Source organism: Streptomyces sp. RG80 (genome assembly GCF_040446465.1).
Taxonomy (GTDB): domain Bacteria; phylum Actinomycetota; class Actinomycetes; order Streptomycetales; family Streptomycetaceae; genus Streptomyces.
This window is the reverse complement of the sequence record NZ_JBEAAJ010000003.1, coordinates 427,934-452,921: the sequence shown is the minus strand read 5'-3', so window position 1 is coordinate 452,921 and position 24,988 is coordinate 427,934. Positions and strand designations below refer to the sequence as shown.

The 24,988-nt window shown below is 72.3% G+C and carries 19 protein-coding genes and 1 pseudogene; 6 read left to right on the top strand and 14 right to left on the bottom strand.

What is annotated here, in order from left to right; all coding sequences use genetic code 11:
* Positions 1–41: 41 nt before the first annotated feature.
* The gene (locus tag ABKA17_RS12135) at positions 42–1,004 is read left to right on the top strand and encodes a hypothetical protein (RefSeq protein WP_353691979.1); all 963 of its coding nucleotides are present in this window, start codon (positions 42–44) and stop codon (positions 1,002–1,004) included.
* Here the strand turns inward: ABKA17_RS12135 and mgt are convergent.
* The 5 genes and pseudogenes from mgt to ABKA17_RS12110 all read right to left on the bottom strand — a co-directional run bounded on the left by mgt (position 1,001) and on the right by ABKA17_RS12110 (position 6,347).
* A pseudogene (gene mgt / locus ABKA17_RS12130) lies at positions 1,001–2,234 on the bottom strand (macrolide-inactivating glycosyltransferase). The gene ABKA17_RS12135 and the pseudogene mgt sit on opposite strands and share 4 nt — an antisense overlap.
* A 7-nt stretch (positions 2,235–2,241) precedes the next feature.
* Positions 2,242–3,021 (bottom strand): ErmE/ErmH/ErmO/ErmR family 23S rRNA (adenine(2058)-N(6))-methyltransferase, encoded by a 780-nt coding sequence (erm, locus tag ABKA17_RS12125; protein WP_353691978.1) that lies wholly within the window; start codon positions 3,019–3,021, stop codon positions 2,242–2,244.
* Between the two features lie 277 nt (positions 3,022–3,298).
* Entirely contained in the window at positions 3,299–4,582 is a 1,284-nt protein-coding gene (locus ABKA17_RS12120) for an ABC transporter substrate-binding protein (RefSeq protein WP_353691977.1), read from the bottom strand.
* Positions 4,582–5,415, bottom strand: a complete 834-nt coding sequence (locus ABKA17_RS12115; protein ID WP_353691976.1) for a carbohydrate ABC transporter permease — start codon at positions 5,413–5,415, stop codon at positions 4,582–4,584. Before ABKA17_RS12115 ends, ABKA17_RS12120 begins: the two co-directional genes overlap by 1 nt.
* A complete protein-coding gene (locus ABKA17_RS12110; protein WP_353691975.1) occupies positions 5,412–6,347 on the bottom strand; it encodes a carbohydrate ABC transporter permease in 936 nt (311 codons plus the stop codon). The genes ABKA17_RS12115 and ABKA17_RS12110 overlap by 4 nt, the downstream gene beginning before the upstream one ends.
* A gap of 220 nt (positions 6,348–6,567) precedes the next feature.
* Here ABKA17_RS12110 and ABKA17_RS12105 point away from each other — a divergent pair, with 220 nt between their 5' ends.
* Entirely contained in the window at positions 6,568–7,431 is an 864-nt protein-coding gene (locus ABKA17_RS12105; protein WP_353691974.1) for a phosphotransferase enzyme family protein, read from the top strand.
* Between the two features lie 18 nt (positions 7,432–7,449).
* Here the strand turns inward: ABKA17_RS12105 and ABKA17_RS12100 are convergent, their stop codons facing one another.
* The 4 genes from ABKA17_RS12100 to ABKA17_RS12085 form a co-directional block, all read right to left on the bottom strand.
* Positions 7,450–8,172, bottom strand: a complete 723-nt coding sequence (locus tag ABKA17_RS12100; protein WP_353691973.1) for a 3'-5' exonuclease — start codon at positions 8,170–8,172, stop codon at positions 7,450–7,452.
* A gap of 107 nt (positions 8,173–8,279) precedes the next feature.
* The gene (locus ABKA17_RS12095) at positions 8,280–9,521 is read right to left on the bottom strand and encodes a DUF5919 domain-containing protein (RefSeq protein ID WP_353692327.1); all 1,242 of its coding nucleotides are present in this window, start codon (positions 9,519–9,521) and stop codon (positions 8,280–8,282) included.
* A 114-nt stretch (positions 9,522–9,635) separates the two neighbouring features.
* Complete coding sequence (locus ABKA17_RS12090) at positions 9,636–10,958, bottom strand: copper amine oxidase (RefSeq protein WP_353691972.1); 1,323 nt, start codon at positions 10,956–10,958, stop codon at positions 9,636–9,638.
* 55 nt (positions 10,959–11,013) lie between these two features.
* Positions 11,014–11,841: a Tat pathway signal sequence domain protein gene (locus tag ABKA17_RS12085; RefSeq protein ID WP_353691971.1), complete on the bottom strand. Its 828-nt coding sequence runs from the start codon at positions 11,839–11,841 to the stop codon at positions 11,014–11,016.
* Between the two features lie 191 nt (positions 11,842–12,032).
* Between ABKA17_RS12085 and glgX the strand changes: the two genes are divergently transcribed.
* A complete protein-coding gene (gene glgX / locus ABKA17_RS12080; protein WP_353691970.1) occupies positions 12,033–14,150 on the top strand; it encodes a glycogen debranching protein GlgX in 2,118 nt (705 codons plus the stop codon).
* On the opposite strand, the gene ABKA17_RS12075 is transcribed toward glgX, so the two are convergent.
* Positions 14,147–15,505 (bottom strand): MFS transporter, encoded by a 1,359-nt coding sequence (locus ABKA17_RS12075; protein WP_353691969.1) that lies wholly within the window; start codon positions 15,503–15,505, stop codon positions 14,147–14,149. The two genes, glgX and ABKA17_RS12075, sit on opposite strands and share 4 nt — an antisense overlap.
* A gap of 81 nt (positions 15,506–15,586) precedes the next feature.
* Here ABKA17_RS12075 and treY point away from each other — a divergent pair, with 81 nt between their 5' ends.
* The gene (gene treY, locus ABKA17_RS12070) at positions 15,587–17,947 is read left to right on the top strand and encodes a malto-oligosyltrehalose synthase (protein WP_353691968.1); all 2,361 of its coding nucleotides are present in this window, start codon (positions 15,587–15,589) and stop codon (positions 17,945–17,947) included.
* 361 nt (positions 17,948–18,308) lie between these two features.
* The gene (locus ABKA17_RS12065) at positions 18,309–19,559 is read left to right on the top strand and encodes a M14 family zinc carboxypeptidase (RefSeq protein WP_353691967.1); all 1,251 of its coding nucleotides are present in this window, start codon (positions 18,309–18,311) and stop codon (positions 19,557–19,559) included.
* 22 nt (positions 19,560–19,581) lie between these two features.
* Here the strand turns inward: ABKA17_RS12065 and ABKA17_RS12060 are convergent, their stop codons facing one another.
* The 3 genes from ABKA17_RS12060 to ABKA17_RS12050 form a co-directional block, all read right to left on the bottom strand.
* Positions 19,582–20,019, bottom strand: a complete 438-nt coding sequence (locus ABKA17_RS12060) for an SSI family serine proteinase inhibitor (RefSeq protein ID WP_353691966.1) — start codon at positions 20,017–20,019, stop codon at positions 19,582–19,584.
* Complete coding sequence (locus ABKA17_RS12055; RefSeq protein WP_353691965.1) at positions 20,016–21,383, bottom strand: M14 family zinc carboxypeptidase; 1,368 nt, start codon at positions 21,381–21,383, stop codon at positions 20,016–20,018. Before ABKA17_RS12055 ends, ABKA17_RS12060 begins: the two co-directional genes overlap by 4 nt.
* Before the next feature lie 140 nt (positions 21,384–21,523).
* Positions 21,524–22,075, bottom strand: coding sequence for an FHA domain-containing protein (locus ABKA17_RS12050; RefSeq protein WP_353691964.1), 552 nt, complete (start codon positions 22,073–22,075; stop codon positions 21,524–21,526).
* Between the two features lie 184 nt (positions 22,076–22,259).
* Here ABKA17_RS12050 and treZ point away from each other — a divergent pair, with 184 nt between their 5' ends.
* Positions 22,260–24,005 (top strand): malto-oligosyltrehalose trehalohydrolase, encoded by a 1,746-nt coding sequence (treZ, locus tag ABKA17_RS12045; protein ID WP_353691963.1) that lies wholly within the window; start codon positions 22,260–22,262, stop codon positions 24,003–24,005.
* A gap of 33 nt (positions 24,006–24,038) precedes the next feature.
* On the opposite strand, the gene ABKA17_RS12040 is transcribed toward treZ, so the two are convergent.
* Positions 24,039–24,974 (bottom strand): aminoglycoside phosphotransferase family protein, encoded by a 936-nt coding sequence (locus ABKA17_RS12040; RefSeq protein ID WP_353691962.1) that lies wholly within the window; start codon positions 24,972–24,974, stop codon positions 24,039–24,041.
* Positions 24,975–24,988 lie beyond the last annotated feature (14 nt).

The window sequence follows — 24,988 nt, the reverse complement described above, 5'->3', positions numbered from 1 at the left end:
GTCGGTCGACCCGGTTCGGGTCACGGGGGGAAGGACCGCACATGGACAGGCGGAGTCTGCTGAAGGGCGTGGTGGCGGGGGCGGTGGCCGCTCCGGCCGCCGGGCTGCTGACGGCCGGACCGGCGAGCGCGGCGCCGGCGCAGTTCAACGTCCTCATCGGGGACGTCACTTCGGGGAGGATCTTCCTCTTCGACCGCAACAAGCCGTTCACCGACGCCAACATCAAGTGGTCGCTGAACCCGGCCGGTTCGGGCCATCCCATGGAACACCGGTTCCGCGACACCAACGGCGACGGCCGGATCCTGCTGGCCGTGACGGGCACACCGACGAGCGGTACGGCGAGCATCTACCGTCGCTCCGACAAGGCGAAGCTGTGGCAGGCGAACGTGCCGAACTATCCGCACGCCATCGAACGGGCCCGCGGCACCGGGGTGGTGGTGGTCGCGGGCCGCAGCCACGGCAGCGGCGGCGGCACGGCGACGGGCGGCAGTCTGCATGTCTTCCGGCCCACGAACAGTCACAGCAGCTCATTGGTGAGGGCCGGCGACCCGATCCCGTTCCACCAGGCGCACGGCCTGCTGTGGGATCCGCAGCTGGAGCGGATGTGGGTGGCGGGCGGCAAGCGGCTGACGGCGTACCGGATCGTGACGACGGGCGGTACGGCCAGACTCGTCGAGGACACCGACCGCCGCCTGGACACCTTCACCCGCGCCCACGACCTCCAGCCGGACTACCAGAACCCCGGCCGGCTGCTCGTCACGGACACCTACGGGGTGTACGCCGTCGACAAGGCGAGCATGAGCGAGAGCGCCCCGCTGCACAGCCGCCGGCTGGTGAAGTCCTACGTCCATCACTCGTCCGGCGAGCAGATGTGGACGGGTGCCGTGGAGGGCGGCAACGCCTTCGGCACCAAGTACGTCCACTTCAACGTGAGCGGGGTCGCTCGCGCGCGCAACGGGGCGATCGTCTACAAGGCACGCCTCGACACCCCGAACTACCTCTAGCGGGCTGCCAGTTCGGCCTCGATGAGGTCGGCTGCCCGCTTGGTGCCGCCCTCGTGGGCCATGTCGGCCTGGATGTCCTTCAGCTTCCGGGCGACCTCGGGGTCGTCCACGAGGGCGAGGGCCGTGGCGCGCAGGATGTCGGCGGTGGCCTCCTCCGTGGGGACGTGGCGGGCGACGCCGAGCGCCTGGAGCATGTCGGCGTTGCCGAACTGGTCCACGGCCTGCGGTACGGCGATCATCGGCGTGGCGGTGGCCAGACCCTCCTGGCTGCCGCCGGCGCCGGCGTGCGTGACGAACAGGTCGGCCTGCTGGAGCACGGCCAACTGCGGTACCCAGGACCGTACTTCGACGTTGTCGGGCAGCTCGCCCAGTTCGGCCGGGTCCACGTTCCGCCCGATCTGGAGCACCAGGTGCCAGCCGGGCAGCTCACCGAAGGCCCGCACGCACTCCCGGTAGAAGCCGGGCTGCTTGGTGAAGGTGGATCCGAGCGACACGAGCACCACCTTCTCGGCGCCCGCGGGCCGCTGCCAGTCCCCCTCCCCGGTGCGGTCGCCCTGGCAGGCGCCGACGAAGCTGTACGTGGTCTCGTCGACGCGATCGGCGTGCGGCTGAAGCGCCTTGGGGATCAGGACGATCGACCGTGCGGGCCGGCCGGCGAAGTCGTCGGGGTGCTGGGTCACGCCGTTCTCCTCCAGCCAGGCGTGGAAGCGGGCGTAGTACGCCTGTCCCCGTTCGGTCTTCCTGGGTTCGGCCCACATCGGCTCGGCGACCTCCTGTTCGTAGCCCTCCCAGGCGACGAGGTTCGGCGAGAGCGAGACGGCGGGCACGCCCCAGCGGTGGGCGAGGACGCGCGCCGGGTAGGAGGTGACGTCGTGCAGGACGAGGTCGGGCTCGTCCCCGTCGTAGGCCTCGATCAGCTGGGGCAGTGCCTGGATCGCGTCGGCGAGGAACGGTTCGACGTTGTCCAGCAGGGTGCTGCCCCAGGCCTCCGGGTCGGCACCGGGGCCGGGCAGGGTGGAGTTCCAGAGTCTGGGCTCGGCGCCGGTGGCGGCGACCTTGTCCGCGAACACCGGCGGGATCGCGTAGGTGACGCGGTGGCCGCGGGCGACGAGCTCCCGGATCACCTCCAGGTTCGGGTTCACGTGGCCGTGGGCGGCGATGGAGAACATGGCGATGTGTGCGGGAGTGGTCATGTCGAAGACAGTAAACGAGACGAGACGTCTCGTGCAACCTCTTTTCATGATCCCAACACCTCGTGCAGCCTCAGCCACGCCCCCGGAGGGACCTCGCCGACGAGCGCGCGCGGGTCCAGGCACGCCCATCGGAACGCCGCGTCGACCCGCCGCCTCGGGTGCTCCCGACGCAGGGACGCGTGCAGCGAGCCGCCGACCCCGGAGAAGCCCAGCTCCACCAGCCGCCGCCAGCCTTCGTGGGCGCCCGCGTCGAGCAGCGGCGTGCGCCGCCGCTCGATGCGCACGATCCCGGCGTCCACGCGCGGCACGGGCCTGAAGCTGTTCCGGCCGACCCGCCCGACCAGCCGCCACTCGTGACGGGGCCAGGACAGGATCGTCAGCCGCGTCCAAGTGCCGTAGTCCCCGGTGCGTTTGCGGGCGTACTCGAGCTGGGTGAGGAGCGTGGCGTCGGTGAGGGCGGGTGCGCGCAGACACCAGTCGACGATGTCCGCGGTGCGCGAGAAGGGCACGTTGCCCGCGACGGAGAAGGGCGTACGGGGCGGGCGGGCGGCGAGGAAGTCCCCGGCGACGACGTGCACGTGGGGCAGTCGGGCGAACCGGGTCCGCAGCGCGGGCAGGAGTCGCGGATCGATCTCGTAGGCGCGCAGCTCCCGGCAGCGCGGGGCGAGCAGATCGGTCAACGCACCTTTTCCCGCGCCGACTTCGAGCAGCAGAGGGCTCTGCCGAAGGCGGGGGACGGCGAGTTCGGCGAGGCGTGCGGCAGCCGCGCGATCGGTCAGGAAGTTCTGCGAGAGGGCGCGGGAAACGCGCGGAGGGCGGGCCATGGCCTGCGGTCCTTGTCTTCCGTGATCGGGAAACGGGCAGACGAAGGCCCCGACCGGAAGACAGAGGAAGAGAGAAGAAGGAGAGGCCGCGGACGGATGCGCGTCAGCGGACGGTGTCCCTCAGCCGGTCAGGGCACCGAGGCCGGCACGCTCCCGAACGGAGTACGTGCTGCCCCGGCCGTGACCGGAGATGTTGATCGCGTTGCAGGCTCCCACGGACGGCACGCTAGGCGCGGACCGTGGGCGGCGACAACCGAATTTCCGCAGCGCTTGTACCTCAGCGCTGATAGCGGGCGAGCACCAGATTGCCGTCCTTCTCCAGCCGCTCACGCAGCTCGTCGAGTGAGATCGCCCCGCTGTAGTACTCCTGGAAGGCGGGGGTGGCGACCTTGTCCTTCCACTCGGGGTAGCCCCGGACGGACTGCGCGGGCGCCGAGCGCAGCCCGTCGGCGAGGGCGGTGCCGGTCGCCCAGTCGTCCTTGTCCGTGCGCAGGGCCGGGTCCTTGAGCGCCTCGGTGCCGGTGGGCAGCATCCAGTCCCCCAGGGCGAGGCGGACCATGTTCTTCGGCTGGAGCAGGAAGTCGATGAACCGGGCGGCCTCCTTCTTGTGGGGGCTGTCCTCGGCGACCGACAGGGTCTGCGGGCTGACGCCCTGGCTGAGTCCGTCGGCGCCGGCCGGGGCGGGCAGGACCTGCCAGTCGAAGCCCTTCGGCGCCTGCTGCACGATCTGCTGGCGGTAGGAGAAGCCGAGCGGGACCATCGCGTACTTGCCGCCGAAGAAGCCGGGCAGGGTGTCCGAGCCGCCGCTGCCCAGGGTGGTGGGCGAGGCGCTGTGGTCGGTGTTCGCCTGGTCGTGGATGGTGCGTGGCACGACCTGGTCGCCTTCCTCGAACCGGATCGTCACCTTGCCGTCGCCGTCCCGGTGGAAGAGCTGCCCGCCCGCCGACAGCGACAGGTTGAGGGTGGCCGAGACGGGCTCCTTGAGCGGCCAGGCGACGCCGTACCTGCCATCCCCGCTCAGCTCGTCGGTGATCCGCCGGAACTCCGCCCAGCTCCAGGGGTCGTCGGGCGTCGGGATCCGTACGCCGGACTCCCTCAGCCACTTGGCGTTGGCGATCAGCACCCGCGGTTCCTGGAGGAAGGGCACGCCGTAGACGCCGTCCCCGAAGGTCGCCGTCTCCCAACTGCGCTGCGGGATGTCGGACTTGAGGCGGGCGGGCAGCAGGTCGGTCAGGTCGGCGAGATAGCCGCCGTAGGCGAAGTCCGCGAGGTCGTCGGAGGCGTCGTGGATGATGTCCGGCGCCTCGCCGCCCTCGAAGGAGGTCAGGAGCTGGTCGTGGACGCTGTCCCAACTGCCCTGGACGTACTCGACCTCGATGTCCGGGTGGGTCGCGTTCCACTCCTTCACCAGCTGCTGGTTCGCCTCGACGGACTCCTCCTGCCAGGCCAGCGACTGGAACCGGAGGGTGATCTTGCCGGCGGTGCCGGTGTCGCCGCCACCGCCGGTGCAGGCGGCGAGCAGCAGGGTCAGACACAGGGCGAGGATCGCTCTCGTACGCATCAGCTCTTCACCGCCCCGGCGAGCATGCCGCCCGTGATCCGTCGCTGGATGATCGCGAAGACGATCAGTGAGGGCAGGGTCGCCAGGAACGCGGCGGCGGCCAGCGGGCCCAGGTCGGCGACGCCCTCCGCGCCGATGAAGTGGGTGAGGACGACCGGCAGGGTCTGTTTCTCCGGGGTCTTCAGCAGGACCAGCGCGAAGAAGAACTCGTTCCACGCGGTGATGAAGGCGAACAGCGCCGTCGCCACGATGCCCGGTGCCAGCAGCGGCGCGGTCACCGACACCAGTGTCCTGAGGCGCCCGGCCCCGTCGACGGCCGCCGCCTCCTCCAGTTCGGCGGGCACCGCGCGGACGTATCCGACGAGCATCCACAGCGCGAACGGCAGCGACCAGACGACGTAGACCAGCACCAGCCCGAACAGCGAGTTGATCAGCTGGAGGTTCTTCAGCACCAGGAACAGCGGGATGATCACCAGCACCAGCGGGAAGGCCTGGCTGACCACCACCCAGCCGGTCGCCGCCCGCGCGAGCAGGGTGCGGCGCCGGGCCATGACGTAGGCCAGTGGGGTCGCGATCAGTACGGCGATCAGGGCGGCGCCGAGTGCGGCGAGCAGGGAGTTGCCGGCGGCGCGCAGCAGCGGCTGTTCGTCGAAGGCCTGCCGGAAGTTGTCGAGGGTGGGGTCCTCGGGGATCCAGGTGGGGTGCAGACTGCCCAGTTCCCGGGGCGACTTGAAGGCGGTGGAGATCAGCCAGAGGAACGGGAAGGCGAGGAAGACGAGATACCCGAGCAGGGCGAGATACTGTCCGACGCGGCCCGTGGTGCTGGTCCTCATGCCTCGTCACCTCCCCTGATCCGGCCGACGAGGAAGACGGCGAGGCAGAGGGAGATCACTGCGACCATCACACATCCCATGGCCGCCGCGTAGCCGAACTGGCCGTAGCGGAAGGCCTCTTCGTAGGCGAAGAGCATCGGCAGCCGGGTCCGGCCGCCGGGGCCGCCGCTGGTGAGCACGTAGACCAGGGCGAAGGAGTTGAAGTTCCAGATCAGGTTGAGCGCGACCATGGCGAGGGCGACCGGCCTGAGGGCGGGCCAGGTGACCGTCCGAAAACGCCGCCACGCGCCGGCCCCGTCGACCGCCGCCGCCTCGTGCAGTTCGCGCGGGGTGTTCTGCAGGCCGGCGAGCAGGGCGACCGTGGTGGTCGGCATGCCGGCCCAGATGCCGACCACGATGACGGCGGGCAGGGCGGTGGCCAGGCCGCTGAGCCAGTCGCGGCCGTCGCCGAGGCCGAGGTCGCGCAGGGTCTCGTTGAGGACGCCGGCGTCCGGGTTGTAGACGAGGCGCCACATGACGCCGACGACGACCTCGGGCATGGCCCACGGGATGATCGCCAGGGCGCGGGCCAGCCAGCGCAGGCGCAGGTCCTGGTTGAGCAGCAGGGCGAGGCCGAGCGCGAGCAGGAACTGCGGCACGGTCACCCCGACGGCCCAGACCAGGCCGATCCGGAACGACTCCCAGAACAGGGTGTCGTGCAGCAGGTCCTGGAAGTTGAGCGTGCCGATCCACTGGGTGGACCGGGTCCGGCCCGACTGGGAGTCGGTGAAGGCCAGGAGGATGCCGTAGAGCAGCGGGCCGACGCTCAGCACCAGGATCGGGATCAGCGCGGGCAGCACCAGGAACCAGGCCCCGCGGTCCAGCGTCCGCCGGCCTCCGTCGGCGCCCGGCGCGCCCCGCGTCGACCGCTTGCTCGCGGTCACCGTCGTCACGTGATCGGCTCCTTCGCGCGGTTCGTGACCGTACGGCCCCGGTGGGCCTCCGTCATGGTCGTGAAGGGGTTATGGGTCGTCAAGGCACCGCGCACACGCTCCGACCTGTACGAATGCGAGACTGGCCGCTGGATGGCGGGAAGTCGACGCCGTGTGCACGAGCACATCGGCGCATCCGGGACATCCGGTACGGGCTGGGTCGAGGACACGGAGGCGGACGATGGACGAGGCACGGGCGCGGGACGTGCTGGCCGCGGCGGGCGTGCTGCCCGGGCCGGCCGAGGGGGCGCGGCTGCTCGCGCTGGGCGAGAACGCGGTGTTCGCCGCCGGTGACCTGGCCGTCAAGGTGGGCCGGGACGCCGAGTTGCTGGACCGGGCGCGCCGGGAGCTGGACATCGCGACGTGGCTCGCCGAGGCGGGCGTACCGGCGGTGCGGGCGGCCGAGCCGAAGGCGCTGCTCGTCGAGGGGCACCCGGTGACGGTGTGGCACCGGCTGCCCGATCCCGTACGACCCGCCGAGCCGCGGGATTTGGCCGAACTCCTACGGGTGGTCCACGCTCTGCCCTCCCCCTCCTTCGAGCTGCCGCCCCGGGAGCTGCTGGGCGGTGTGGAACGCTGGCTGCGGCTCGCGGGCGAGGCGATCGACCCAGCCGACGCGGCCTACCTCCGACAGCGCCGGGACGGCTTCGCGGCGGCCGCCGCCGCGCTCACCCCGCATCTGCCGCCCGGCCCGATCCACGGCGACGCTCTCCCCCGCAATGTGCACATCGGCCCCGACGGTCCGGTCCTGGTGGACCTGGAGACCTTCTCGGCCGACCTGCGCGAGCACGACCTGGTGGTGATGGCCCTCTCCCGCGATCGCTACGGGCTGCCCGCGGCGGCCTACGACAACTTCACCGAGGCCTACGGCTGGGACGTACGCGAGTGGGAGGGCTGCTCGGTGCTCCGGGGCGCCCGGGAGACGGCGAGCTGCGCCTGGGTGGCCCAGCACGCGCCGAGCAACCCGGAGGCACTGGCCGAGTTCGAGCGTCGGGTGGCGTCTTTGCGGGACGGGGACGAGACGGTGCGGTGGTATCCGTTCTGAGCCCATCGCCCCGAAGGGTCACACCGTCTCGTCCGCCAACTCCCTGAGCGGCCAGGTCCCGTCCACCACCGCGTCGGCCTCCCCCTTGCGGCGCAGGAAGCTCTGGAAGTCCGCCGCCCACTGCGCGTACCACTCGATCTGCCGGCGGTGCAGTTCCGCCGGGCCGAGGGAGGCGATCTTGGGGTGCCGGTCGGCTATCGCGCCGGCGAGCCGGGCCGCGGCGAGGGCGTCGGCCGAGGCGTTGTGCGCGGCGTCGAGCGGGACTCCGTACTCGGTGCAGACGGCTTCGAGGTTGCGCTTGCCTCGGCGGTAGCGGTCGACGGAGCGGTCGATCGTGTACGGGTCGACGACCGGGGCCGGGTCGCGGCCGCCCAGGCGGTCGCGCAGCGAGGGCAGACCGTGGCGGCGCAGCTCCGCCGAGAGCAGCGTCAGGTCGAAGGCCGCGTTATAGGCGACGACCGGGACGCCCGTCTTCCAGTACGTCGCGAGGACGTCGGCGATGGCGTCCGCGACCTGGTCCGCGGGGCGGCCCTCGGCGGCCGCGCGTTCGTTGCTGATCCCGTGGACCGCCACCGCGTCCGCCGGGATCTCCACGCCCGGATCGGCCAGCCACTCGCGGTGCCCTATGGGCTGCCCCGCCCTGACCTCGATCACGGCCCCCGTGACGATGCGCGCCTCGCGCGGATCGGTTCCGGTCGTCTCCAGGTCGAAGCCGATCAGCAGCTCCTGGTGCCAGCCCATGGGCGGCCCCCCTTCTTGGTGGTGCTTTCCCCCAGTGGTCTCCACGATCCCATGCGCCACTGACAATCAGAGGACCGCGTTCCACTTACCCGCCGCGCCAGGAGCTTTCAGGACACCGGCCGCGAATCGGCCCAAGACGTCTCGAACTCCTCGCGGTAGGTCGGGAAGAGCCCGCTCTCGTCGATCTCGCCCGGCTTGACCACTTTGTTCCCGTTGCGCAGCACCAGCACCGGCGCTTCCATGCCGCGCGACCGTCTCAGGTACGACTGCACGACGGCGACCCCGTCCGCGCCGTCCCCGTCCACCAGGTAGGCGGTGCAGCGGGGTGTCTCGTCGTAGACCTGGATCTCGAAGGCGCCCGGGTCGCGCAGCCGGGATCGCACCCGGCGCATGTGCAGGATGTTCATCTCGACGGACCGGCTCAACTCGCCGCGTTTCAGGCCGAGTTCCCGCTCGCGCCGCTTGACGGCGCTGGAGGCCGGGTTGAGGAACAGCAGCCGCACCCGGCAGCCGGCCTCGGCGAGCCGCACCAGACGGCGGCCGGAGAAGTTCTGCACGAGGAGGTTGAGGCCGATGCCGACGGCGTCGAGGCGGCGGGCGCCTCCGAAGATGTCCTCGGCGGGGAACTGCCGTAGCAGCCGCACCCGGTCGGGGTGGACGGCGACCACGTCCGCGTACCGGTCGCCGACGAGGTCCTCGACCGCGTCCACGGGCAGCCGGCGTGCGGACGGCACGTCGCCGCCGGCACCGAGTATCTCGAGGAGTTTCGCGGAGGCCCGCTCGGCCTGGCCGAGGACCGCCTCGGACAGGGCCCTGTTCCGGGAGACGACGTTGCGGGTCACTTCCAGTTCGTCCAGGGCGAGTTCGACGTCCCGGCGCTCGTCGAAGTAGGGCTCGAAGCACGGCCAGTGCTGCACCATCAGCTCGCGCAGCTGCGGCAACGTGAGGAAGCTCAGGACGTTGTCGTCGGCGGGGTCGAGCAAGTAGCCCTTGCGGCGGCTGACTTCGCGTACCGCGACCGCCCGCTGCACCCATTCCTGTCCCGCGGGACCGGCGGCGGCGACCACCCACTCGTCGCCGTGGACGGGTTCGTAGATGGGACGCAGAACAGCGGCCACGACCGCGCGCAACCGCTGTTCGACGAGGTTCAGCCAGATGTAGGCCCGGCCGGCCCGCTGGGCGCGCGTACGCACCTCGCGCCAGGCGTCGGCGTCCCAGTCCAGCTCCGGCCCGATGGAACCGGCGGCGTCCATGGGCCGTGCCAGCGACACCGTGCCGGGCGGGACGTCTGCGGAGTTCCCCTCGTGACCCTCGTCACCAGGGGGCAACTCCAGCCCTCCCGAGCCCACCCGCGCACCGCCTTCCGCTCCCCCGAGCACCCCGGGGGTCTCGCCCCACCCAACGATCAAGGAAGGGTACTCCGGGAGCGGTCGGCGGTGCAGCCGGATGGACAGGGTCGTTTCTCAACTACCGCGGTTCCAGTCGCCGTTCTGCCCGGCGAGGGCGGCGGGAGTGAGCGGATTCATAGCCGTCACGTCACGCGGGGCGATGGAGAAGCCCTGCCAGTGGACCGGCATCGGCTGCTGGTCCTCGTCCCGGGCTATGTGGTGGAAGCCGATGTTCATCCAGACCACGGGCTGGGTGAGAGCCTGGCCGTTCACGAACTTGTCGACGGAGGAACCCGATCCGGTGGCGCAGCCCGGCTGGTTCTCGCTCGCGTACTTCTCGCACTTCTTGTACTGGGTGAAGTACACGTCGTGCTTGGTGAAGGGGCGACCCGAGTACTTGCTGCTGGGTCCGGGGACGAGCTCGTAGGAGCGCGGGTGGCCGTCCTTGTTCTTGCCCGCCGAACTCACCACGCGCCACCAGCGCATGTTCTTGTTGTCGCCCGCCAGTTCCTTGGTCACCGTGGTGCGCTTGGTCTTGGCGGTCGGACCGTTGCCGGCGCCGGCCGGCGCGCTGACCGTCGAGTCGTACTGCTCGACCTTGGCCTTGGAGGAGCCGTCGAGGGCGAAGTCGAGCTTCCAGAAGACGTTGTGGCTGTGGCTGTCCGCCTTGGCCGCGGCGCCCTTGCCGATCGGCCAGCTGCGGCCGTCACCGGCGTCGTAGTCGTAGGGCGAGAGGCTGCCGGTGGCGCCGACGTTCATGTGGACGGTGCCGTCGTCCTGGAAGCGCCACTCGGTGATGTACTCGTACCAGTCGACCTTGTTGACCGTGTAGACCAGCAGGTCCTTGCCCTGCGCCTGGTAGACCTTCTGGTCCTGGTTGCTGTTCATGAAGCGGTAGGCGTGACCGCGGGACCTGGTGGTGGTGCACAGGCCCTTGATGTTCGGGTCCTGGTAGTACGACGTGTCCTTGACCTTGACCGTCTTGATCGTGCCGCCGGGGCACTCCGCGGCGGTCATGTTCATCAGACCGTCGCCGAAGTTGTACGTCGTCAGGTCGTTGTACTCGCTGCGGCCGTCGTCGTACGGCACGTGGATCTGGGCCAGCCGGGCGCTGTTGAGGACCTTGATCGGCTTGGTCTCGCCGGGCGGCTGGTACGAGATGTCCTCCAGGACGATCCCGGCCTTGCTCTCGAAGCGCCAGCACATCCGCCAGGTCGTGCCGGAGGCGAGCTTCTGCTCGATCTGGTAGGCCGTGCTGCAGTCGGCCGCCGCGGCGGGGGCCGCCTTCGGCTGGGCGGTGGCCGGTCCCGCACCGGTGGTCACGCCGGCCGCGAGCGCGGCGACGGTGAGCCCCAGGGCCGTCCGCCTGCGGGCACGGCTCGTTCTGTTGACGCGCATGAAGAAATGACTCCCTTACAGGAGGAGCAGGTTGGAAAAGTGAACGGACGACGGCTCAGCCGCGGTCGATCTCGACGACCTTGCGCGTGCTCAGGTCGATGACCAGGTCCCGGGTGTCGATCCACGGCCCGTTCACGACCTTCGGGGTCAGCGTCGCGCAGCGGTGCTCGCCACAGGCGGCGAGTGCTGCGGGCCTGACGCCCGGGTTCGCCCGGTAGACCATGCTGTTCAGCTGCAGCTGGTCGGGCGAGGTGAGCTCCTTGCCGGTGGCGTCCTTGAAGTCGCCCTTCAGCCCCGCGGACAGCGGGTCGGCGAGCAGCAGTCGGGCCGCCTCGGTCGTCTCGTCCCGGCTCAGCGGCGGCTGTACGCCGTGGTTCGTGGAGGTCCCCTCGACCCTGCCGGTGTCGAGGTTGACGGTCCGGGTGACGAGGGTGTCGTCCTTGTAGTCGTAGTACGTCACGTCGGCGCGTCGCGGCGCCTTCGGGTCGTCCAGCTCGTTCGCCTCGGGGTCGGCGAGGTCGATGCCGAGCTGCTGCGGGCCGCGGTCCCCGTCGACGTCCTCACTGGCGTTGAACAGCTGCCGGTTGAGGGCGATCTTGGCGACCCGGTCCATCTCGTCGTCGGTCAGCGGGTCGCGGCCCGTGCCCTTGTCGCCCTCGGCGGGGGCCTCCTCGACGACACCCGGCGCGGCGGCTGCCGAGCCCTGGGCGTCCTGCCCCTCCTGCTGCGTGGCGGCCGTCCCCCCGCCCGCGCCGGTTCCTCCCGATTCGTCGGCCCCGGCCGTGCCCGGCAGGGTGATTCCGACCATCACGGCGGTGGAGGCCACCGCTATGGCCGCACCGGCCACCACCTTGCCAAGGTGGCGGCGCACTATTTCGCGCACGTCTTCCCCTTACTCCCCCTGGTCCACGGGAGTATGTGATTGCCCCACAGATACGTCGTGCCACGCGCGTACACGCGTGTGCACTGGTCGATCGGTAAGAGGGACGTAAGTCATAGGTGGTTCCATCACTTTCGGGGAGACTCGGGGCCAAGGCGCCCCGGCGGCGAGCACGAGCTGAAAGAGTCGTATCCATGCAGGTCTGGCCTGGAGAGGCGTATCCACTCGGTGCCACGTACGACGGCGCCGGTACCAACTTCGCGGTCTTCACCGAGGCCGCGGACCGAGTAGAGCTGTGTCTGCTGCACGACGACGGCTCGGAGACGGCGGTGGAGCTGCGAGAGAGCGACGCGTTCGTCCGGCACGCGTACCTGCCCGGTGTGATGCCGGGTCAGCGTTACGGATTCAGGGTGCACGGCCCGTACGCCCCGGAGCGCGGACAGCGCTGCAACTCCGCGAAGCTGCTCCTGGACCCCTACGCGCGCGCGATCAGCGGGGCGATCCAGTGGGGCGAGGAGGTCTACGGCTACCACTTCGACGCGCCCGAGAAGCGCAACGACCTGGACTCCGCCCCGCACACCATGAGCTCGGTCGTGGTCAATCCGTACTTCGACTGGGGCGACGACCGGCGCCCGCGCACCGACTACCACCACACGGTGATCTACGAGGCCCATGTGAAGGGCCTCACCATGCGCCACCCGGGCCTGCCGGAGGAGCTCCGCGGGACCTACGCCGCCCTCGCGCACCCGGCGGTCATCGAGCACCTCACCGAGCTGGGCGTGACCGCGCTGGAGCTGATGCCGGTCCATCAGTTCGTCAACGACCACCGGCTGGTGGACATGGGCCTCAACAACTACTGGGGCTACAACACCATCGGTTTCTTCGCCCCGCACAACGCGTACGCCTCCTGGGGCGACCGCGGCCAGCAGGTCCTGGAGTTCAAGTCGGCGGTACGGGCGCTGCACGAGGCCGGTATCGAGGTCATCCTGGACGTGGTCTACAACCACACCGCCGAGGGCAACCACCTGGGTCCGACGCTGTCCTTCCGGGGCCTGGACAACCCGTCGTACTACCGGCTGACGGACGATCCGCGCTACTACATGGACACCACGGGCACCGGCAACTCCCTGCTGATGCGCTCGCCGCACGTCCTCCAGCTGATCATGGACTCGTTGCGCTACTGGGTCACCGAGATGCATGTCGACGGCTTCCGCTTCGACCTCGCGGCGACGCTGGCCCGGCAGTTCCACGAGGTGGACCGGCTGTCGTCGTTCTTCGACCTGGTGCAGCAGGACCCGGTGGTCTCGCAGGTGAAGCTGATCGCCGAGCCGTGGGACGTCGGCGAGGGCGGCTACCAGGTGGGCAACTTCCCGCCGCTGTGGACCGAGTGGAACGGCAAGTACCGCGACACCGTGCGCGACCTGTGGCGCGGCGAGCGGCGCGCGGTCGCGGAGTTCGCGTCCCGGCTGACCGGCTCCTCGGACCTGTACCAGGACGACGGGCGGCGACCGCTGGCCTCCATCAACTTCGTGACCTGCCATGACGGTTTCACCCTCCACGACCTCGTGTCGTACAACGACAAGCACAACATGGCCAACGGCGAGGAGAACCGGGACGGCGAGAGTCACAACCGGTCCTGGAACTGCGGGGCCGAGGGCGACACCGACGACCCGCACGTGCTGGAGCTGCGGGCCCGGCAGATGCGGAACTTCATCGCGACGCTGATGCTCTCCCAGGGCGTGCCGATGCTCAGCCACGGCGACGAGTTCGGCCGCACCCAGCGCGGCAACAACAACGCCTACTGCCAGGACAGCGAGCTGGCCTGGGTGCAGTGGCCGGAGGAGGGCGAGGTCTTCGGCGATCTGCTGGCCTTCACGCGCGCGATGGTGTGGCTGCGCCGGGACCATCCGGTCTTCCGCAGGCGGCGCTTCTTCCACGGGCGGCTGGTGGAGGGCACCCACGACGAGCTGTCGGACATCGCCTGGTTCACCCCCGAGGGCGAGGAGATGACCCAGCGGGACTGGGACCGAGTGCGGGCGTCGGCGCTGTCGGTCTTCCTCAACGGCAACGCGATCTCCGAGCCCGGCCCGCGCGGGGAGCGCATCAGCGACGACTCGTTCCTGCTGATGTTCAACGCCTCCCACAAGACCTTGGACTTCGTGGTGCCGGTCAACCACGGCCGGCAGTGGGAGGTCGTGGTCGACACCGCCCGCACGGAGGGGCAGCCACCGGGCGCGGGACCGAAGGTGCGGGCCGGGGACCGGCTGACGCTGGTGGACCGGAGCATGACGGTGTTGCAGCGGCCGGTCTAGGGACGGCCGGTGGGCACGCGCGCGTGCGGTGCGCCGCGGCCCTCCCGGGCGTACGACGTCGGCCGCGCCGTCAGTGCGATCGCACAGGCGAGCGCGGCCGCCAGGCTCGCCGCGCCGAAGGCCGCGGCGGGGCCGTACGACTCGGCGAGGCGCCCGGTGCCGGCGACCGCCAGGGCCTGACCGCCGACCAGGGCGCTCGTCGCGAAGGCCATCGCCTCGGCGAGCCGCGCCGGCGGCACCGCGCGCTCGGTCAGCCCGAACACCGTGACGAGGTGCGGCGCGTAGGCGACACCCAGGACGGTCACGACCGCGTACAGGGCGCCCAGGCCCTCCGCCCACAGCAGGGGCAGCGACAGCGCGAACGCCGCCGCGGTGGCCGCCCGCCAGCGTGTCCTGAGGCCGATCCGTGCGGGGACGGCCGCCATCGACAGGCCCGCGACGGCGCTCATCACTCCCATGGCGGCGTAGACGAGCCCCGCCTGGTCGCCCTGCCCGAGCCGCTCGGTGAGCGCGGTGATGCCGGCTTGGCAGGCGCCGAACATGGCTCCCTGGAGGGCGAGGGCGGCACGGAGGGCGTGGACGGAGCGGGGCATGGGAGGGCGGCGTGACTCGGTGTCACCGGCGGGGGACGTCGGGACGGGACCGTGTCGTCGCACCGCGGGCGTCGGGACGGGGCCGTTGCGACGTACCGTCGGCGTCTCCACGGGACCAGCGCGTCGAGACGTACCCGTACCGACGTGACCCGCCCGTACCGTCGCCGTCGGATGGAGCGCGAAACCGCTGCCGCATACGGCCACCAGCAGCGCGGCTGCGCCCAGCGCGTACGCCGGGTGGGCCAGCACCGCGGCGAGGCCGACCAGGGCGGGGCCGAGGACGAAGGAGATCTCGTCGAGGGTGCTCTCGAAGGAGAGCGCGGTGGACACCGTGGCCTCGGGGGCGTTCGCGCGACGGGCCAGGGCGATCAGGCGGGCGCGGCCCAGGGGCCCGATCAGCGGTACGGTCGCGCCCGCCGCCGTGCCGAGGAGGGCCAGCAGCGGTGTGGGCAGTCGGGCCAGCGCTCCGGCCACCAGTGCGGTGACGGCGAGCGCGTTGGCGAGGGAGAAGGCCAGTACGACCGTCCGCTGGCCGTGCCGGTCGGCGAGCCGGCCCACCAGCGGGCCGCAGACCACCTGGCCCAGCGCGAGCGCGCCGCCGGTCAGCCCCGCCGCGGTCAGGGAGCCGCTCGTGCGGGCGACCAGCAGCACACTGCCGAACTGGACGGTCGCCGTCGGCAGCCTGCCCAGGAAGGACACGACCGGCAGCAGCGGTCCGGTCAGCGCGATGACCTCGCGATAGGTGCGTCCCACGGTCCCCATCGCTCGAAGCTAGCCACGCGCGCGAGGGGCCGTGCAGAGGGCGATGACACGAAAGGCGGCGGGGCGGGTACGTAGGTTTGCATGACACCTGAGCGTCCCGACCCGGTGGTGCCGACGGCCACGTACCGGTTGCAGCTCCAGCCCGACTTCCCCTTCCACGCCGCGGCGGCGGCCGTTCCCTATCTGGCCGGGCTCGGCGTCTCGCATCTGCATCTGTCCCCCGTCCTGGAGGCCGTCCCCGGCTCCTCGCACGGCTACGACGTCGTGGACCACGCGCGCGTGCGGGCCGAACTGGGCGGCGAGGACGGGCTGCGCGCGCTGGCCCGTACCGCGCGGGAGCACGGTCTCGGCCTGGTCGTGGACATCGTGCCGAACCACATGGCGATGGCCCCGCGCCACAACCGCGCCCTGTGGGAGGTGCTGCGGGAGGGCCCCAAGTCGCCGTACGCGCGGTGGTTCGACATCGACTGGGAGGCGCAGGGAGGGCAGGTGCTGCTGCCGGTGCTGGGCGGCCCGCTCGGCTCGGTCGTCGGTGACCTGCGGGTCGACGGCGACGTCCTGCGCTACCACGACCACGTCTTCCCGCTGCGCGAAGGCACCGAGGAGCTGCCGCTGCCGCAGTTGCTGGACGCGCAGTGGTACCGCCCGGTGTGGTGGCGGCTGGCCCGTACCGAGCTCAACTACCGGCGTTTCTTCAGCATCTCGGAGCTGATCGGGGTGCGGGTGGAGGATCCGGAGGTGTTCGAGGCCACCCACGCCAAGATCCTCCAGCTGCTGCACGAGGGGGTCGTGGAGGGGCTGCGGATCGACCATCCGGACGGGCTCGCCGACCCCGACGCGTATCTGCGGCGGCTGCACGAGGCGAGCGGCGGCCGGTGGACGGTGGTGGAGAAGATCCTCGCGGACGGGGAGCCGCTGCCGGCCTCCTGGCCGGTGGCCGGCACGACCGGCTACGACGCCCTGCGGCACCTCGACGGGGTGCTCACGGACCCGGCGGGCTTCGGTGAACTCCTCGGCCAGTACCGGCGGTTCGCGGCCCCCCAGACGGACCGGGGCGGGCACTGGGAGGCGACGGTGCGGCGGGCCGCGTACAAGGTGCTCACGCACGAGCTCGCGGCCGAGATGGAGCGGCTGACCCGGGTGGCGGCCCGGCTGTGCGCCACGTCCCCGGAGCCGGCCCTGCGCGACCGCGCGCCGTGGGCGCTGCGCACCGCGCTCCAGGAGCTGCTGGTCCGGATGGAGGTCTACCGGCCCTACGGTTCCGTCGACGCCGCGTCGGTCGTCACCGAGGAGGCCGCCGCACAGGCCCGGCAGGCGTTCGTGGTACCCGAGGAGGCCGGGGCCGTGGACGTGGTCCGCGATCTGCTGCTGGGGCGGTGGGGCGACGGGCCCGAGCACGTGGAGTTCGGGACCAGGTTCGCGCAGACCTCGTCGGCGTTGCGGGCCAAGTCCGTGGAGGACACGGCGTTCTACCGCTATGTGCCGCTGCTGTCGGCGACCGAGGTGGGCGGGAATCCGGGCGCTCCGGCGGTGTCCCCGGACGAGTTCCACGCGTACTGCGCGCGCGTGCAGCGCGACTGGCCGGCGACCGGCACCGCGGTGTCCACGCACGACACCAAGCGCAGCGCCGACGTGCGGGCGGCGCTCGCCGTGCTCACCGAGTGCCCGGAGCGCTGGGCGGACGTCCTGGCCGAGGTGACGCGCAGCGGCGAGGGCGTGCCGGACGCGCAACTGGCCTGGGCGGCCTGGCAGACGGTGTTCGGGCTCGGCCCGGCGGACGGGGAGCGGGTGCGTGAGGCGCTGCTGAAGCATGTGCGGGAGGCGGGGCTGTACACGAGCTGGACGGAGCAGGAGCCGCCGTACGAGGAGGCGGTGGCGGCCTTTGTCGCGGCGGGGCCGTGCGGGGCGCCGGGCGAGCACGTGGCGGCGTTCCGGAGCGCGCTCGGGCCGAACATCCGGGCGAACATGCTCGGTACGGCGCTGCTCCATCTGACGATGCCGGGGGTGCCGGACGTCTACCAGGGCACGGAGGCCGAGTACCGCGCGCTGGTGGACCCGGACAACCGCCGTCCGGTGCGGTTCCCTCCGGAGGAGCCCGGCGAGAAGGGCGCGCTGACCGCGGCCGCGCTGCGCCTGCGCGCCCGGCGCCCGGCGTGCTTCGGTGACGCGGCGACGTACGCCCCGCTGTCCGCCGAGGGCCCGGCGGCGGCCCACTGTCTGGCGTTCGCGCGCTCCGGGGAGGTCGTCACCGCCGTCACCCGGCTGTCGCTGCGGCTGGCGGAGGGGGGCGGCTGGCGCGAGACCGTGCTGCCGCTGCCCGCGGGCCGGTGGCGGGATGTGCTGGCTCCGGGACGGGAGTTCACCGGGCACGCGCGCGTGGCGGAGCTCTTCGAGGAGCTGCCGGTGGTGTTGCTGGAACGGGTCGCGGCGCAGGACGGCTGAATCGGGTCCGCGAACTCGCCCCGGGCGTACGCGGCTTCACCGTGCGCCACGCGCGGCGCCGGGGCACCGGCTCGTGACCGCGTGCGCTCCCGGAGCACGGGTGGGGCGGCCGGCGTGCGGCGACGGACGGCGGCGCGTGCCCGTTCCGCCCCGTGCGGGGCCCGCTCGACCGGTCCGGACGGGTGCGCCGGGGCCCGCGCCGCGCCCCATCCGGCCCCGGCACCCCTGCTGGCACCAACGGTCTTTCCCGCTGGCGGTAAATGCATCTGGGCGCCCCCTGGAGCCTCCCCCATGGTGTGCTTGACAGTTCACAGAGGGCGTGGGGTACTGCGGATTGCGAAGCCGGTCGGATGTGTCGGGGGTGAGTCTCCTGCCGGAGCTGCGCTACCCCTCAGTGCCCGAAGTCGTCGCGTCGGCAAGGTCGTTGGCCGCGCGGCGACCCGCTCTCTGCGCCCTGCGGGAGGTCGGCCGGTCCCGGGCGGGCAGGCCTCTCCTGCTGCTGTCCGTGGGCCACGCCCGACGAGCCGTGCTGGTCGTGGCCGGCGCCCACTCCAACGAGCCGGCGGGCGGCGCGACCCTGCTCGCGGTCGCCGAACGCGTGCTGAACGAACGGGAGTTGCGGAGGGGCACGTCCTGGCACTTCCTGCTGTGCGCGGACCCCGACGGGGCGAGCCTGCATGTCACACCGGCGCCGCGCAGCCTGTTCGACTACCACCTCGGCTTCTTCCGGCCCGCGGGCCACGAGCAGCCGGAGTGGTCGCCGTCGGTGCTCCCGCCCGACCGGCTGCCCCCGGAGACCCGCGCCCTGACCGGCGTCATCGACGAGCTGCGCCCCTACCTCCAGGTGACCCTGCACGGCACCGATCTGGGCGGCAGCTGGGTGCAGTTGACGAAGGACATCCCGGGGCTCGCGGAGCCGTTCGCCAAGTCGGCGGCGGAGTTGAACATCCCGGTGGAGACGGGCGCCTCGGACGCCGCGGGCTGGCCCGCGTCGGGGCCCGGGGTGCATGTGATGCCCGCTCCGGGCGCGGGGGCGGCGTACCCGAGCATGCCGGACGACGCGCGCAACAGCACTTGGTACCACGCGCATCGGTACGGCGGTCTGACCGCGATCGTCGAGGTGCCGATGTGGGCGAGCGACCTGGTCGACGACCCGGCCCCGCATCCGGCCCCTGCGGTGGCGCTGCGGCGCCTGGCGGGGCGGCTGCTGCGGGACGCGACGCTGGTGGAGCGGGTGCTCGCGGACGCGACGCCGCGTCTGCCGGACCTGGACGGGCCGCTGCTGCGGGCCGCCAGGTGGGGTCTGGAGCTGGTGCCGGGGCTCGCCGCGGACTGGATGCACACCCCGCCCGCCGACGACACGCGCGCGTACGTGGGCAGCGTGGACGCGTTCGCGCGCCGGCTGCCGCTGCGGGCGGCGGCGATGCTGCTGCGGGTCCTGCTGGAGCACGACGATCGCGCGGCGCCGCGTCTGGAGCGGCTCGTGGCGGCCTGGAGCGAGGCCTTCGCGGACCGTTTCCGGGCCCGCTGGGTGCCGTTGGAGCACCAGATCGAGCACCAGTCCCGCACGGTGGTGGCGGCGGCGCTGCACGCGCGCGACCGGGCCGCGTGAGCGCCGCCGCCACCGGCCGGGCTCAGCGGCCGAGGCTGCCCGGGCTGTCGAGCGCGAACACCGATCCGGTCCGGCCGGCCATCACACAGCCGTTGGAGAAGGTCGCCGCGTAGTCGACCGGCCGCCCGTTCCACTGTCCACGCGCGTGTGCGGTGACGGGGGTGTAGATCATCGGGCAGTAGGTGTCCTTCGGCGGCAGCGCGGCGATGTCGCCGTCCACCGCCTCCAGTTCCGCGCAGGCCTCGGCGGCTTTCCCGTGCCCCTGCGGCGGATCGCACAGCAGCAGCGTGCCGCGTGTGTCGCTGGACCGGGCGTCGCCCTTGGTGACGCTGAGGAAGAGCCAGTCGCCGGTGCGGGAGTCCTCGGGCGCCGCCTGCGTGGAGGTCGTACCCGCGACGAGGAGGGCGGCCGCGGCGAGCAGGGTTCCTCGTACGGCCTTGGTTGCGGTGCAGTTCTTCATTCCAGGTGCATCGGCACGGCGGTCTGGGATCCCCACCCCGACTCACTCGAACGGGAGCGCACGCGCGCGTGCCGTCCGGCCAGTTCGAACACGGTCTGCACCACCCGCGCCTGGTACTCCACCTGCCGTGCGACGGGGATCCAGCGTGCCCCGCAGCTGTCGTGGTAGTCGGCGCACCACTCGTCGAGGAGCCGGTCCAGTTCGGGCAGGGCGCCCGCCGGGTCGGCCCCCGCGGCCGTGACGAGCTGGTGCAGCAGCCCGGCGGTGCGCAGCGCAAGGCGTCGCCCGGAGATGCGCAGGGCGGCCAGGTGGGCGTCGCTGAGGGGCGGCAGCGGATGGGAGCCGGCGCTGTCGACGTCGGGGTCCCAGGAGTCGGCGATGCCGGGGCAGACCAGTAAGTAGTCGTCGACCGGCGCGAGCAGACGCGCCGCGTCCGGGGCGGCGGCGACATGGGGGCGGATGCGGGTGTAGAGCCGTTCCAGGCGCCCGGTGTCGTGGCGCAGTGTGCGGCTGATGGCGCGCAGTACGGCGGCCGCGTCGGTGGGCGGGGAGTTGTCCTCGACGGCGGGCACGCCCCACATGGGCGCCTCGACGATCGCGGTCACCGTGCCGTACCGGTAGGGGTGGTACCAGGTCGACTCGACGGCGGCCTCGGTGATGGCCGCGGCCAGGTCGCCCCGGCGCGGTGGCGGGATACGGAAGACGGCGGGACCGAGGACCGGCCAGTACAGGGTGTCGTACGGGCCGAGTTCGCGCGGGATGCCGAGGCGGGCGGCGTGCTGGGCGACGCGGCGCGCGAGGCCCGGAAGGTCGTGGGTGAGCTCGACGAAGCCGCCGCCCACGTCGACGCCGTGCAGGGAGCACTGGAGGAAGGGCCGCAGTTCGTCCTGGACGTCGAGCAGGGCGCGGGTCTCGGGCAGCGCGGCGGCGTCGGCGCCGTCGGGCAGCCACTCGGGCTGTTCCAGGAAGCCGGGCCGGAAGAAGTTCCGGAAGTGTCTGCCGAGGGTGTACGGGCCGTGCAGCCAGCCCTCGTTGCGGCGCAGGCCGTCGGGGTCGAGGCAGAGCAGGAGGTTCCAGGTGGCGTCGGCGCCCTCGGTGAGCGCGGGGTCGGCGAGGGCGCGCTCGGCGAGCCGCAGGACGGTGCCGCCGCCCACGGGCTCGTTGGCGTGCGGGCCGGCGACGACGAGGGCCTGGCGGGTGCCGTGGCCGACGGACAGCAGCCACATCGGTGTGCCCGCGCGGGACGTGCCGACCTTGCGGAGTCGGGCGTCGCGGGGGTGGCGGGCGACGAGCGCGGCCGCGCGGGCGCTCAGCTCGTCGACGGTCGGGTAGCGGAGGAGTGGCGGCAGGGCACACCTCCACAAATGTGGTGCCGTCGGTTCACCTGATGTGCATGGTGTACGCACAGTGAGTCACGACTTGTGGGGTACGTCAACACCGCCGTCGGCAAAGGGATATGAGCCCTCGACAGGACGTAAACCCCAGGCCAGAGCTAAGGTTGGGCTCAGTTCGAGGAGAGCCGGAACCACATCCGACCGAAGCCGATCTGGTCGCCCTCGCGGACCACGGCGGCGCCGATGACGCGCCGTCCGTTCACCGTCGTGCCGTTGGTCGAACCGAGGTCCCGGAGCACCCACATGCCCCCTTGGCGGCTCAGCTCGGCGTGCACCCGGGACACCGTCTCGTGGCTCAGCCGGAGGCCGTTGGCGGGGTCGCGGCCGATGCGCAGCGGGTAGCCGTTGCCGGGGTGGGGCAGCAGCAGCTTGGGCAGCCGCTCGGCCTGCCAGGCGCGCCGCAGCCGCTGGGTGAAGCCGGACACCGCCTCCACGGAGCCGAAGACCAGCCGGGACAAGCGGCTCTCGGAGGGCAGATCGGCGGTGAGCGCGGCGAGTTCGTCCGAGCGGCGGGCGGCGAGCGCCAGCTCCATGCGCCGGATGAACGTGTCGTGCGACAACCGTCCCATCGCGACGCCGTCACGCAGCACCTTCAGCGCCTGGTCGCGCTCCGCGTCGGAGAGCCGCGCGGGGTACGTGTTGAACTCGAAGGACGACGTCACGTTCGTGATTGTCGGGCAGTGGACGCCGGGTGTCCAGAAAACGCGAGAACGGCCGCCGACCCGCGCACCGGACGCCACCTGCCGCGACACCCGCCGCGAAAGGGCGCATTCAAAAGCGGACCGATCTCGTTTGAAGCACCATGGACGGGCTACATCACGGTGAGCAGACGAAGGGGAACCGTCCGTGCAGTTCGAGGTGTGGGCACCGCAGACCGACCGTGTGACGCTCCAGTGCGACGGCACCACGCGCGCGTTGGAGCGCGATCCCGAACGGGCCGGATGGTGGCACGGGGAGGCGGAGGCGCGGGACGGCTCCCGGTACGGCTTCGCACTGGACGACGGCCCCGTCCTGCCGGACCCGCGCTCACGACGGCAGCCCGACGGCCCGGACGGGCTGAGCGCGGTCGTCGACCAGGGGCAGTACACCTGGCGGGCCGAGTGGTCCGGACGGCCACTGCCGGGCGCGGTGCTGTACGAGCTGCACGTGGGCACGTACACGCGTGAGGGCACGCTGGACGCGGCCGCCGAGCGGCTCGGGCATCTGGTCGAACTGGGCGTCACCCACGTCGAGTTGATGCCCTTGTGCCCCTTCCCGGGCCGGCACGGCTGGGGGTACGAGGGGGTCTCGCTGTGGGCCGTGCACGAACCGTACGGCGGCCCCGAGGGACTCAAACGGTTCGTCGACCGGGCGCACGAGCTCGGTCTCGGGGTGGTCCTGGACGTCGTACACAACCATCTGGGGCCGTCCGGCAACTACCTGCCCCTGTTCGGGCCGTACTTCACGGACACCCATCACACGCCGTGGGGGTCCGCGGTGAACCTGGACGCGCCGGGGTCGGACGAGGTGCGGGCGTATCTGGTGGGCAGCGCGCTGGCGTGGCTGCGGGACTACCGGATCGACGGGCTGCGGCTGGACGCGGTGCACGCGCTGGCGGACACGCGCGCGTGCCACTTCCTGGAAGAGCTGTCCGCGGCGGTGGACGCGCTCGCCGTCGAGGTGGGCCGGCCGCTGTTCCTGGCCGCCGAGTCCGACCTCAACGACCCCCGTCTCGTGACGCCCCGCGAGGAGAACGGCCTCGGGCTGCACGCACAGTGGAACGACGACTTCCACCACTCGCTGCACACCGCGCTGACCGGCGAGGACCAGGGCTACTACGCCGACTTCGGGCGCGCCCCCTTGGCGGCGCTGGCGAAGACGCTCACCGGCGGCTACTTCCACGACGGCACGTACTCCAGCTTCCGGGGCCGCCGTCACGGGCGTCCGCTGGACCGGTCACGGGTGGCCGCGCACCGGCTGCTCGGCTACAGCCAGACCCACGACCAGGTGGGCAACCGCGCCCAGGGCGACCGGCTTTCGGCGTCCCTCTCCCCCGGCCTGCTGGCCTGCGCGGCGGCGCTGACGCTGACCGCGCCGTTCACGCCGATGCTGTTCATGGGCGAGGAGTGGGCGGCGGGCACCCCCTGGCAGTTCTTCACCGACCACACCGACCCCGAGCTCGCGGAAGCCGTACGCCGGGGCAGGCGGCGGGAGTTCGCCGCGCACGGGTGGGCGGAGGAGGACGTACCCGATCCGCAGGACCCGGCGACCCGGGACCGCTCCTGCCTGGACTGGTCCGAGCTCGACCGTGAGCCCCACGCGCGCGTGCTGGCCTGGTACCGGCAGCTCCTCGCGCTGCGCCACGAGCAGGCCGACCTCACCGACCCGGACCTCGCCGACACGAAGGTGGCGTACGACGAGCGGAGCCGCTGGCTGGCCTTCCGGCGGGGGGACGTGCGGGTGGCGGTGAATCTGGCCAAGGAGCCCGCCGCGATCCCGCTGGGACCCCGTCAGGCGCGTGTGCTGGCCGCGTGGGAGCCGGTGCGGGGGCCCGGTGCGGACGGGGTGCTGCACGTGCCCGGGGAGTCGTGCGTGGTGCTGCTCCAGGAGTGAGCGGCGCCGTCGCGGATCCGGGGGCCGTGGCGGCTACTCCTCCCCCTCGCCCGGTCTCAGCTCCGTGACCCGCTCCAGCAGGATCGCCTCCCAGGCGTGCCGGAGCTGGAGCCGCAGCTCCGGCAGCGGGGTGGTACCGCGGCCCCCCAGACGTTCGGCGAGGCGGATCACCGCGTCGCACCGGGCCAGCCACAGGCCGCGCAGACAGGGGCGGGCGCCGTAGCCGGCGAGGGTGGCGGCGCGGACGGCCGCGGGCGATCCGACGGCGAGGGCGAGCCCCGCGATGTCCTCGGCGGGGTCGCCGACGACCGCGTCGGCCCAGCCGAGCACTCCGCGTACCCGGCCGTCGGCACTGACGACGAGATGGTCGCCGGTGAGGCCGTGGTGGACGAGGACGGCGGTGCCGGCCTGTGCGACGAGCTGGGCGGCGGCGGGCAGACCGAACTGGTTCAGCCGGCCGGGGTCGAACTCGTCCGCGGCTCCGAGGAGTTCGGCGGCGTTCCCGGCGGCGCGCCGCCGTGCCTCCAGGGAGCGCGGGGCGGTGCGCGGGACGCCGAGGGTCTCGGCCTGCCGGGCCGGCACCTCGCGCAGTCCGGTGAGCAGCCCCGCCAGGTCGGCCTCGCCGACGGCGGAGACGTCGTGCTCGCGCGCGGAGCCGCCGGGCAGCAGGGCGTCGAGGGTGTACGTCAGACCGGGCGCCCACTCGCCGTGCGCGACGCTGGTCGGGACGGCGACCGGGACGTGCGGCCGGACGAGGTCGCGCAGCCGCAGTTCGCGGCGCTGGCGCAGGGCGGCCTCGCGGTCGGGGGCCAGGCACAGCACATGGCGGCTGCCGACCCACCAGGTGGCGGGCTCGGCGCTCTCGACGACGGGCCGGACGTCGGGTCCGGCGCCGCTCGAAGCGTCCTTGAGGAGGGAACGGACCAGCCGGCGGACGGTGTCCGCGGTGGGTGTCGGTGCCTGGGTCATGGTCGCGCCGTACT